This is a genomic window from Bacillus sp. L_1B0_5 (assembly GCF_000836715.1).
Taxonomy (GTDB): domain Bacteria; phylum Bacillota; class Bacilli; order Bacillales; family Bacillaceae_G; genus Bacillus_A; species Bacillus_A thuringiensis_S.
Window position 1 is genome coordinate 1 of record NZ_JXIS01000150.1, and the last position, 11,807, is coordinate 11,807.

Genomic DNA, 11,807 nt, shown 5'->3' on the forward strand with positions numbered 1-11,807 from the left:
CTTCAGTTTTCTTCTCTTCTATCTTTGTTACTTTCTTTTCTTGAGCAATTGCTTTCGTTGATGTATTAGAAGGGGTAAACAATTGGTATGTCACTATACCAACTATCACTAATACCAAAGTAAATGCAATATTAAAAATTGCCTTTTGACGACGATTCTGTTGTTTTTCTTGAAATCTGCTTACTTGTCCCATTCTTCAAACCTCCGTGTTTACTTTCGCCTCTACTCTTTATGTATTATCCCTAAAATTCTTAATATTTTTATTAAACAATAGAAATAAACTACACTTTCCATACAGGATTTCATATCATAATAAAATTTGTGTTTTTTCAAGTATCTGACATATGTTATTCAAAATAGTTTAATACATTAAAAATTGATAAGCTTCTGCACTTAAGAAACCCTCAATTTTATTCAAAGGTGATTCCAATTACGTCCACATTAGATCTCCTGTAGAAAGCTTTTTAACAATTAAACCTCTTCTTCCCTTATTAATAATTTTAAAATTAAATTTCCCTCTATAGTATAATAAAGATGTTTCGTTTTCTAATGGGGTATGTCGTAAAATCAAAAGAGATTTTATCTCTTTTACCTTCTTTTCAGAGTAAATTTCACCACTAGGAAATTCTATTATTCCTAATGTAATCTTTAATTCGCTCTCCTCAAAAGTCCACTCTTTATTAAGTTCTCTTATCTTTTGTATAAAGCTTCTTTTGGTTTGTCCTATATAGAGCAATGTTACATTCTTAGCATATACTCTAGAGATTGCAAATATCCCCTTCTTAGAAGCTTCTTCCCTATTATAAAAGTCATTTATACTATACATGCCATACCACTTAATATGTACTGTTTCTATGAATCTCACCTCGTTTTTAGACAATATTATAATTTCTGAATGTTCAAATTATTATAGGTACATATGCTTGATTACTTGAATTATAAATTGTGCTTTTCAATAATACATTTTATTATTACTAATTTCAATAATGAAGAAAAAATACAATATTATAGTTTAATTACAAAGCTGTATAAGAAACAAAGTGATGTCGTGCCACATATTTTCTTTTTTACAATATCAAACTATCGTGAACAAAATTTTAAAAGTTATGGAATAAAAATACAATGTGTATGTACATACATTTCTATTAATTGAAGAAACCTTCTTAATTGAGGTCGTACCCCAATTAAGAAGAAAAAGAGTAGAAATTTAATCTCTCTACGCTGTTAAAATTATTCAACTCCCAAAAAACTGTACATCTTCTAGAGATACTAATTTTCTAGTTTTGATGTTTTTATAGTGCTTGAGCGTGATATTATTCAAGTTTTTTCATTGAGAATGCATAAATACAAACAAAACCAGTAATACATCTTTTCTGTACCGTACTGGTTTTGTTTAAGATCATCTTAAATTGTAGCTAGTTCACCGAGATTGCAAATTCCGATTTCGGTGCCCCAGCGAATACGATTGTTCCGTTCTTCGGAAGTTCCACCTTGTTATTGCCACTCACAATGGTGAAGTTGACGCAAACTCCCTTCTCATCATACACCGCAAATGAACCATTTGATGGCAGCGTCACGGTCATCCTTTTGTCTGTTGCCGCTTGTGGAATTGTAAACCATTTCGCATCCCCATTTGCATCCAACGTAACTTTGGATGATTGGCCTACATCAATTGGTTTTACATTAGATTCACTTACGTATAACAATCCAGCCATCTCCATATATTCATTGCCGCCTTCTGTATAGAAATGCGTTTCCGTCGTATCACGACCATTCATCACGGGTACTTGGATCTGATGCACCGCGGTATTCGGACCTGTAATTTTTCTGCCATCCCAATAGCCTGCTGGGCCTTCCTTGCGAGTAATTTGAGTACTAAGATGTTTCGACTGAACAAGATATTGAATAGAACTAAATTTCTCGTTTACACGATAAAACTTGACACCTTCCCTCTTTGCCCATGCAGCAGCGGTTTTCTTCGAAAGCACGTTGTCTTCTAGTTTCTCAGCTAAATAGTGAGTCATCACACTTTGCCCTAAACCTGGATGAGATTTATATGCGCTCTCCTTCAAATAAGTTCTTCCATTCTTCTCGGTTACGAAGTTGAGCTTGGAAGTACCCCCCTCATTAATAAAGCTTCCATCAGCAGTATATACATATTTTTCTTCTGGATTAGATGATAAGAATAGTTCACCGTTCTTCGTAATTTCAATTTTGAAATGAGTTTCGCTATTGCCATAAAATCCTGCTTTCTTTGCTACGCCTTGAGGCATTTTGACTTTGACCGGCTTGCCAAAGGATTTGTTCGGCTTGATCTCCTTAATAGTACCTTTTTCTTTAAGCGTGGCGAGTAGCAATTCAGTTGCCATTAGTTGATTTGTAGAGCTCCGTCCACCAGATGACAATACAGCCGCTGCTATTTTCTGTTCCGGAAGCACGACTAATATAGCATGTTGCAATGCCGTATCGCCGCCCTTAGCCAAAGCTTTGATCCCATATTCACTGAATGGGTATAGTTTCACGCTATCCCAGCCAAGACCATAGTTAAAAATATTCTCGCCAGCCCCCGGCCACATTCCTTTTTTATATTCCTCTTGCTCCATTGCCTTAACTACCTTATCAGAGAGGATTCCTTTTCCCTGTCCCATAAATAGTTGTGAGAATCGCACCATATCTTCTGCCGTGGAAGATATGCCTCCCGTACCAATAACATTCACCGATTCAATTGGAAGTTGTCCTTGGTACGCCGGGTAATATAGTCCAGCCCGATTTTCATCCCTCCATTTGTTCTGCGGCGTTTTCGTATGATTCATCTTTAAAGGCCCTGTAAAGTTTTGATGTAGAAATTCAGTAAAGCTCATACCACTAACTCTTTCCACCAAAATTTCGGCCAGCGTAAAGCCATCGTTACAGTATACCGAGAAAGCACCAGGGTCCGCCTTCAAGTTTTGATTTGACAATTGCTGTAACAAGGTATCATGGGCATAGGTATCATTATCGTTAAATAAAAATGCATTACCTAACGTAGAACCTTGCAATCCAGAGGAGTGATTCAATAACATACGCGGTGTAATACGTTTGTATCGACCGTCTTTCATCTTAAAATCAGGAACATAGCGGACAACAGGAGCATCCAAATCGACTTTTCCTTCATCGACCAATTTCATTACAGCCGCTGTTGCATACATTTTACTAACTGAACCAATCCCGTATAAAGTATCTTTGGTTAGCGGCTTTTCCCCTTCCAAATCGTTCTTGCCAGCCTGACCCGACAAAATAAGTTTTCCATTATCAATTAGTGCATACTGCACGCTATTCGCTTCATGAGACTTTGTAAGTAGCTCCGCCTTCTCTGCTGCAATCTTCTTCAGTTCCTGACTAGCTACTTCTTCACCAGTTACAACAGTAGTCTTACTTTCAGAAAATGCTTTCGCTCCTGTTGGTAGAATCATAGTTACCGCTAATGCAGTAGCTAACACACCAGTTAGCTTATTTTTCATCACGGAATTACCTCCTTAAATAATTGATCGTTTTCATGATTAATTTGTTTAACTATGAAAATATGATAAATTTTACCCGTTTTTACTTTTAGACTACTTGCTAAATTCAGCGAGTAAAATATTTTTAAAAGGATGAGGACTATCAGCTTTAAGGCTGTTCAAATTGACTGCCAATGTATGCTTGCCTCCAAGTGTGCCTCCAGCAAAAGTTAAAAAGCCAGGAAAGGTTCCTCCATGCCCCCATATCGATTCACCGTTTGAAAGCTTCATTTTGAAAATTCCAAGCCCGGAATCGCCAAGCTCATCTACTCCTGTAGGGACTGTTGTAAGCATTTGCTTTAGTTGCTGTTCTTTCAGTAATTTGCCCCCAAGTAAATAGGAAAAGAATTTGTTTAAATCATCAGCTGTAGAAATCATCTCTCCGGCCGAGCTCCCCGTACTTGGGTTATAATAAGTAACATCTTTTGGCTCACTTGCTCTGTCTAATTGGATATATCCACGGGCATGCTTAGTTCCTGGAATCACACTTGAATTTCCAGGTAAGAATGTATTTGATAATTCAAGTGGTTCAATAATTCGATTTTCAATCTCTTCCGCATAGCTGTTCCCAGTTACTTTTTCAATAAGAATTCCTAGTAATACATATCCTGTATTTGAATACGACCAACTCTTTCCTGGAGCAAAATCTGGAGGCATGGATATTCCCATCTTTACTAATTCTTCAGCAGTACAGGATTTTTTTGTATCCATCATATTAAAATCCTTTGACCTTGTGTAATTAGCGATACCACTTGTGTGATTCAATAATTGCCGGATAGTAATCTGTTTATCATCATATCCATTTCCTTGAATGACACCAGGCAACCATCTTTCAATAGAATCGTCTAGATTTAGGCGGTTTTCTCCTGCTAATTGAAGTACAACTGTTGCAGTGAACGTCTTTGTCACGCTGCCAATTCGAAATCGAAAATCTGTTTTCATTGGTTTCTTGGTACTTAGATCCGCTACACCAGCCGCATAACTCCATGTTTTTCCACCCTCAGAAGTTTTAGCAAGTATCCCTGGATATCCTAGTTTCAATGTATCCCGCATTGCCTCCTTGACGGAATTACGGTCTCTTTGATTGCTTGTTTGTAACGAGTTAGATACATTTTGAATGGACTCCGCTTTTACACTTGAGGTTAGAGGTGTATAAAACAGGGAACCTCCAGTTATTAAAAGAGCTAAACCTGTACATGTAATTTGACTATGCTTTTTCATCAAAATAATCCTCTCCCCTATTCATATTGTATAAATGGTTATTTGCTGTTTGGAACTAATCACACAGCTTTCTTCTTAACCCACTGCAAAAGGACAACATTGAATCTGTAATGTCTCTTTTCCTCCAAACAAGTCTTATTAATTGATTTGTTTTTTATAGAAATATATAGTATTTTTCTCCTCTCACTCTTCTTTACATTTTCATCTTACACAATGAAAATCTCTTTTTTCTTACCTCTTCCTTACAAATTCCTTACGTTCAAAATTACTTTTATAATTGATTATTTTTTATTTTAATAACATTTAGTTGTATTAATTTGATAGGAATTTGACTTCACATAAAAGTTTATTTATTTCGAAAAATGAATTTAAATACAAATTAACTATTTAACATTCAACATCTCACCTATACATGTCCTAACATAAGTTCCTATCATCTATATGTATTATTTATTACAACAGCTTTCACGCTAAAAATAAGATATTTCAAAAAAGAGAAATATAGGTATCTCAACAAGAGATTACCAATATAAACAATGTGAAAATGTAAGAACCCCTGTATTACTGCTGATTTCCCTCTAACTAATACAGTTTCAAACATTAGACACAAATACTACATGTAATGTTGAATTTATTACCTATTCAAAATTCTGTTTGTTCATTTTTTCTTAAAATACAAAAATATTTAACTTATAAATATACAAGCTATAATAGGGACGTCTAGGGATAACCTATTAGCACCTTAGAAAATATCAACTTTCTAAAATTGGACAAGATGAAAAAATCACTCAAAGAAAGGTGTGTAATCAAAAAGAAAATTCATTAAAAATTCTTTAGTAGCAAAAGACATCGCATTAGCTATGCCTTAGCAATGTCTACAATGTTGACGAGGTTATTGAAGCGATATAAAGGGATGGAAGACAGATGTCTCACGAATTAAAAGCAATAGTTTTAGGGGGAATTCTGGACATACTTACAATTTTTTAATCCTTATTCACTTAAATATACCCATCTACAATCAAAAGATTTTGAAAGCGTTCACAAACATTAGGTTTTAGATTCAATTAGAGAAGAACACACGATTTGAGGAACTTGTAGGAGATTCATTTTCCAGAACGACTTATATTCCTAAGACTTAAGAATAGGATACAAGGAGGATTTATTATATGAATGGGAATACTGCTAAAAAAATAGAATTGCAATCTGAAAATACTGTGATTACAAACGAGAAATATTTGGATCCTAAAAAGTGGCATAAGCAAGATACTACGTGGGCATTGAGCCTTTTCGGGACAGCGATTGGAGCAGGAGTACTCTTTTTACCAATTAATGCAGGTTCAGGTGGTTTATTATCATTATTACTCATTACATTACTTGCCTATCCAGTTATGTATTACTCACATAGAGCGCTTGCTAAAATGATATATGCTTCCAATTCTGCCAATGAGGGAATTACGGGTACAATAAGAGAGTATTTCGGAAATAAGGCGAGTATTATTTTTAACATCGTATACTTCGTCTCAACTTATACAATTGTCTTGATGTATTCAGTTGCACTTACAAATACTGCAAGTAGTTTTATTGTGAATCAATTACATATGAAAGAGCCCTCAAGAGCCATTTTATCGCTTGTTTTAGTACTGGGTCTTATCGCTATACTAAATTTCGGTCAAGATATCACTGTAAAAATTATGAGCTTGCTAGTATACCCTTTCATAGCTTCTCTACTATTTATCGCAATATCTCTAATTCCTCAGTGGAACACATCAATGCTTAGTTTTTCAGATGTCTCTACTGCTTCAACCGGAACAGGTTATTTGGGAACGATATGGATGATACTACCTATCATAGTGTTTTCATTTAACCATTCTCCAATGATTTCGTCTTTTGTGATAAAACAAAGATCTACGTATGGAATAGAAGCAACTGATGCTAAATGTGCTCAAATACAAAAAGTTTGTTATATCATGACGTTCGTTGTTGTTATGTTCTTCGTTTGGAGCAGCGCACTGAGTTTGACTCCAGATGATTTAAAAGTGGCAAAAGAGCAGAACTTATCAATCCTATCCTATCTCGCTAATGAACTTAATTCGCCAGTAATTACGATTGCAGCTCCTATTATTGCTTTTATGGCTATAACAAAGTCTTTCCTTGGCCATTATATAGGATCATATGAAGTAATGCGTGACATGATTATCAAATTTGGTAAAACACGCGGAAAAGATATAGAAGAAAAAACAGTTAAGACAGTAATTCTTACTTTTGTCGTATTAACATGCTGGTATGTTGCTTATGCAAATCCAAGTATTCTTGGGCTCATTGACGCTCTAAGCGGTCCATTAGTTGCTGCTATCTTATGTCTATTACCAATGTATGCGATCCGTAAAGTACCGGTATTAGCTCAATATAGAGGTAAAATAAGCAATGCATTTGTTATTATTGTAGGAGTACTTACAATCTTAGCAAGTATTAAATCTTTATTCTAACTTACTAGTTAATTATCGTTATTACAAATCAGAATAACAAATTATCAAAACGAAAAGAAGTTGACGAACGATGTGTACAAACATAAAAAATCTATATATATTCAAAATTTAATTTACGTTTATCTATATTAATATACTAGGATTAACAAAGAAGTATCCAACAAATTATTATTAATCACTACATTTTCTTTCATAGTATGTCAACGTATAAAAAGACACTTTCTATAGTGTCTTTTTATACGTTATAAGATGAATACACTAACTACATACTTATAATTGGAGAGCTTTTGTGAATATCTTCTGTGAGTTGGTCCTTTTCTTTCCCCGTTCATTTCTTCTTTTGAAAAGGTACCACTATATGGACTAAATATCATAAAATGTTAATTTTCTTTTGTTTGCCTATATATTCAATCGCCATCCAGCCATTTTTTGGTATGTTCGATAAAACGTTTTGTCGCTGGTAATGCGTGTTTAATTGAAGTAAGTGACAACCCCAGCGATCGTTTAGGTTTGTCTTCCAATTCCACAACCGTAACATTTTCGCATTGTCCTTGTAATGCGAGTTCAGACATGACACTGATTCCAAGCCCGTTCTCCACCATCGCGACAATCGCATGATCATCACCGGTTTCAAATTGGATATCGAGATGAACCCTAGCAGCTTCTAATACTTTCCTAACATCGTAACCACATGAAGAAGCAGGCATAATAAAAGGCTCTTTCTCGAGCTGATCGTACTGAATTATAGATTGTTTACTTAATGAGTGATTTTTAGGAAGGACACATAGCATTCGATCTTTTCTTAGTGGAATAGATTCTAGATGGCCCGACGACGGTAGTGACATAAAACCTAAGTCAATCACCCCTTGTTGAATCCACGTTTCAATCATTCCATAATCACCTTCCATTAATTTGATTTCAATTCGAGGATATTCCAAGTGAAATCGATGAATGATTGCAGGCAACCAGTGAATAGAAACGCTTGTAAAGGTTCCGATGCGCAAGGTTCCTGCCACTATCCCATTAATCTCTGCAACAGTTTGCTTCAATCGCTCATTATGATTTACTACTTCACGAACATACATTAAAACACGCTCACCATTTTCTGTTAATCGAACACCTGTTTTATTCCGGGATAACAGTTGAAAACCATACTCCAATTCAAGACTTCTAATCGCATGGCTGACACCTGACTGAGTCACATTCAGTGCTTCGGCCGCTCTTGATAAGTTCCCCATTTCAACCGTCTTCAGAAAGATTTCTAACTTAGTCAGACTCATCGATTCTCCTACTTTCTCATGTATGAATTTTGTTCAAGTATAACATTACATATATTCGTTTTACTAATACTTGAATCACAATTAAACTAAGTACATAAAAATTTTAAAGGAGAACTAAAAATGAAACCAATAAAGGCTAATCTTATGATCTTACTTGTTACAATGACCTGGGGTACTTCCTACCTTTTTATGAAAATCGGATTGGAAACTGTCCCTTCATTTTCTCTTGTTGCATTACGCTTTGGTATTGCTTTTTTGGTTTGTGCTGCTGTTTTTTTTAAACAATTTCGTTCAATTCATTTTGTCACCTTAAAATACGGCTTTATGCTAGGATTTTTACTTTTCGTTGTATCTGCTTCAGTCATCTTAGGTTTAAAAACGACATCAGCTTCAAATGCTGGTTTTCTAGCCAGTTTGACCGTAATCTTTATCCCTTTATTATCTATCGTTCTGTTTAAGGATCGACTGAGCTACAGACTAATCATTAGTTCCCTTGTTGCAATGACTGGAATTGGTTTACTGACTTTGAATAATCAATTAACACTTAATTCTGGAGATTTACTCTGTATACTCGCTGCTCTCTTTTATGCTTTTCATATTATTGTCACCGGAAGGGCGGCTAAAGTTGCCAATACATTGCAGCTTGGAATTCTTCAGTTGGGATTTGCAGGAGGGTTTGGCGTACTCTCTGCCCTGATTTTCGAAGAACCGCAACTTCCATCCACTAAAGAAAGTTGGATCGCTGTACTGGTATTAAGTATATTCTGCAGTGCTTTTGCCTACATCATTCAGGCGATGGCACAGAAATACACAACACCGACACATACAGGACTCATTTTTTCATTAGAACCTGTATTTTCTGCACTATTTGCATACCTGTTCATGAACGAAGTATTGTCACTCAAAGGGTATATCGGAGCATTACTTATTCTAAGCGGTGTTATACTTGCTGAGATAAAAGTAAAACAAAAATCTACATTATTGCTCTAAACCTAATCGTTCTTAACATAACAGAATCGGCAATTGCTGTCTCTGGTTTATATATTATTAGGGCTTAATCAACATTGTTTACTAATATTTGGTCAAGAAGTCTTGTAGATCGTTCAAATAAAAAATATCTCATGATAGTACTAGGTTTATTTTTTATGCGAGCCCCCTCACCATCAATTTAAGAATTAAAAAAGAGGGGATTATCCCCCTCCTTTTTACGCTTGCTCCGACTGTCGGAATTATTTAATATAACCACGATTCAATTTAGTTAAATTTTCATTGATGGTAAAAATTCTTACTCTAATATCTTTAACACCAGCTGCTTCAAGTCTGCTCTTGTGCATTTCCGCGTATTTTTCAGCATCTTGTTTTTCTTCAAATACATAAATGCCTCCAGCTTCTTTTGTTTCTTCATTCTCAGTCCATATTTTCCAGTGGAATCCTTCTTCTTCGTTAATACTATTTGCTAAATCCCAAAATCCTTTTTCCATTTCTTCACCATAAGGACCTTCAAACGGAAAATCAACTTGTAATAAATATGCCATTTTCACTCACTCCTATTTTTAATATAAAATTCATCGGGAATTCCTTTGTATAAAAATTCTTCCCATTCTTTTACTGATCATGATTCGAATGATAGTAATGTCTAAATTCGTATTGCTATTATTATTCAAGCACTAATTGGAGAATCCCCCTATTTGTAACATAATCACAAAACGATAGTAACTTGAACGCATAAAGTGAAAGTTTAATAGTTTTCAGTTATGTTTAAAAAATATGATACAAACTTACCCCTAAACTAAGGACAAACAAAACAAGCGCAGGTATTGCTTTCTTAAAAGGATCTCTCGCTAATACAATTAGAGTTAATGCGGCTGCAAGCATCGTACCGCCTAATAACAATCCTGCCCATAAAGCTACTACTGGAATCCAGATTCCTATCAACATTCCAATCGCTCCTACAATCTCAAAAGCTCCAGTTAAGAAATTAAAAAACGAAGGTAAACCAAATCGTTTGAATTCATCTGCCATTTTCCCGGATATAATTTTCGTTCCTGTCATTAAAAAGAACAGAAACAACACTATTTTTACAATATTGATGAAAATTAAAATAGTAATCACACCTTTCTTATTATTTGATAAAAACTCAGTATTGTTCAGGTAGTAGTCACTACCTTTATCCTATTTCCTGAGATTACCCGTATGGAAGTCGCTTCAATTTATATTACCCTTCTCAATATTAAAGGGCCGGAAATTACATGCTATAGCATATATAATTCGAAAATTTGACTGGTACTAAGCAAAAAAATGAACCTGAATCAGATATGATACAAAATAAAGTTATCTTCCCATTCGTCCAAACAAACAAAAATTATATGTTGCAGCATATATAATACCTAAAACAAAGTTTGTTCCTTATGAATAGCATAGCATCAATAAGGAACAAATATTAATAGTGTGTATCATACAATTTGTTTAATAACGATTGTAATACTTTAATTTCTTCCTCGCTCAAATTACTCGTAACAAAATGGTGAGCGTCTTTCACTACAGGCAAGATTGTTTTCTTTAATTCGTCACCTTTTTCAGTTAAAAAAAGGTTATGTGAACGCCTATCTTGGTCATTCAAAGCCTTCTTTACAATCCCTTTTCTCTCCATTGACTGTATCATTCTAACAACAGTAGTTTGATCTTTATCAATAGCTTCCGCCAACTCTTTTTGAGTAGTGCTCCTTTGGCTACAAAGAACACTAATGATCCCCCACTGCTCTGGCGTAACTCCATACGGCTTTAATTTCTTCGTAAAATAATTGGTCATTTTCACGTCAGTACGGTGAACAAGATAGCCTATTAAATCATGTAAGTTCATATATCACCTCTATAAATTAAGATATAAAAGGATATAGCATACCAGTCAATCATTCACAATGAATGTATTTGTTTCACCATATATATGCTATGGCACATATATTAAAGTAGATTATTTTAATTGTCAAATGATTTACCTATTATTTTTCGAAAACAAAATCGCCCCCTTAGATTATAGAAGGAATGACTAATTTGACGTATTTCTCCCTATCGTTTTATGATATTCTAATAACACTTGATAAAATATGGTATCTACAGACAGTCAAACACCTTTAAAGATACCTACCCCAGTTCTTGCTGTTACAAAATAAACAGCATATAATCAGTTAATCACCCACATTAGCAACGCAAACATAAAGAAAAGGCATTCCAAATATGAAACACCTTCTTTCGTTTTATAAAGTGAAACTTTAATCAGTGGG

Annotated in this window: 9 protein-coding genes and 2 pseudogenes; 3 read left to right on the forward strand and 8 right to left on the reverse strand. The window is 34.7% G+C overall.

Annotation, left to right across the window (positions count from 1 at the left end; genetic code table 11):
* The 4 genes and pseudogenes from RT27_RS30365 to RT27_RS30380 form a co-directional block, all read right to left on the reverse strand.
* A pseudogene (locus tag RT27_RS30365) lies at nucleotides 1-193 on the reverse strand (DUF1510 family protein); the annotation flags it as partial.
* A 237-nt stretch (nucleotides 194-430) separates the two neighbouring features.
* The gene (locus RT27_RS30370; RefSeq protein WP_140163706.1) at nucleotides 431-865 is read right to left on the reverse strand and encodes a sodium:proton symporter; all 435 of its coding nucleotides are present in this window, start codon (nucleotides 863-865) and stop codon (nucleotides 431-433) included.
* A 550-nt stretch (nucleotides 866-1,415) separates the two neighbouring features.
* Nucleotides 1,416-3,500 carry a serine hydrolase domain-containing protein gene (locus tag RT27_RS30375; protein WP_043938879.1) on the reverse strand — a complete coding sequence of 695 codons (2,085 nt, stop codon included), beginning with the start codon at nucleotides 3,498-3,500 and terminating at the stop codon, nucleotides 1,416-1,418.
* A 93-nt stretch (nucleotides 3,501-3,593) separates the two neighbouring features.
* A complete protein-coding gene (locus tag RT27_RS30380; protein ID WP_043938881.1) occupies nucleotides 3,594-4,760 on the reverse strand; it encodes a serine hydrolase domain-containing protein in 1,167 nt (388 codons plus the stop codon).
* Nucleotides 4,761-5,926: 1,166 nt separating this feature from the next.
* Here RT27_RS30380 and RT27_RS30385 point away from each other — a divergent pair.
* Entirely contained in the window at nucleotides 5,927-7,246 is a 1,320-nt protein-coding gene (locus RT27_RS30385; RefSeq protein WP_043938883.1) for an aromatic amino acid transport family protein, read from the forward strand.
* Nucleotides 7,247-7,653: 407 nt separating this feature from the next.
* On the opposite strand, the gene RT27_RS30390 is transcribed toward RT27_RS30385, so the two are convergent.
* The gene (locus tag RT27_RS30390) at nucleotides 7,654-8,526 is read right to left on the reverse strand and encodes a LysR family transcriptional regulator (RefSeq protein WP_043938884.1); all 873 of its coding nucleotides are present in this window, start codon (nucleotides 8,524-8,526) and stop codon (nucleotides 7,654-7,656) included.
* A gap of 120 nt (nucleotides 8,527-8,646) precedes the next feature.
* Between RT27_RS30390 and RT27_RS30395 the strand changes: the two genes are divergently transcribed.
* Together RT27_RS30395 and RT27_RS35985 are read left to right on the forward strand one after the other, a co-directional pair.
* A complete protein-coding gene (locus RT27_RS30395; protein WP_043938886.1) occupies nucleotides 8,647-9,516 on the forward strand; it encodes a DMT family transporter in 870 nt (289 codons plus the stop codon).
* Nucleotides 9,498-9,668 (forward strand): annotated as a pseudogene (locus RT27_RS35985) (MFS transporter); the annotation flags it as partial. The gene RT27_RS30395 and the pseudogene RT27_RS35985, both read left to right, overlap by 19 nt.
* A gap of 87 nt (nucleotides 9,669-9,755) precedes the next feature.
* Here the strand turns inward: RT27_RS35985 and RT27_RS30400 are convergent.
* The 3 genes from RT27_RS30400 to RT27_RS30410 form a co-directional block, all read right to left on the reverse strand.
* Nucleotides 9,756-10,061, reverse strand: a complete 306-nt coding sequence (locus RT27_RS30400) for a monooxygenase (RefSeq protein ID WP_043938887.1) — start codon at nucleotides 10,059-10,061, stop codon at nucleotides 9,756-9,758.
* 223 nt (nucleotides 10,062-10,284) lie between these two features.
* Nucleotides 10,285-10,635: a DoxX family protein gene (locus RT27_RS30405; RefSeq protein WP_043939997.1), complete on the reverse strand. Its 351-nt coding sequence runs from the start codon at nucleotides 10,633-10,635 to the stop codon at nucleotides 10,285-10,287.
* Between the two features lie 331 nt (nucleotides 10,636-10,966).
* Nucleotides 10,967-11,386 carry a MarR family winged helix-turn-helix transcriptional regulator gene (locus RT27_RS30410; RefSeq protein WP_001048563.1) on the reverse strand — a complete coding sequence of 140 codons (420 nt, stop codon included), beginning with the start codon at nucleotides 11,384-11,386 and terminating at the stop codon, nucleotides 10,967-10,969.
* Nucleotides 11,387-11,807: the final 421 nt, after the last annotated feature.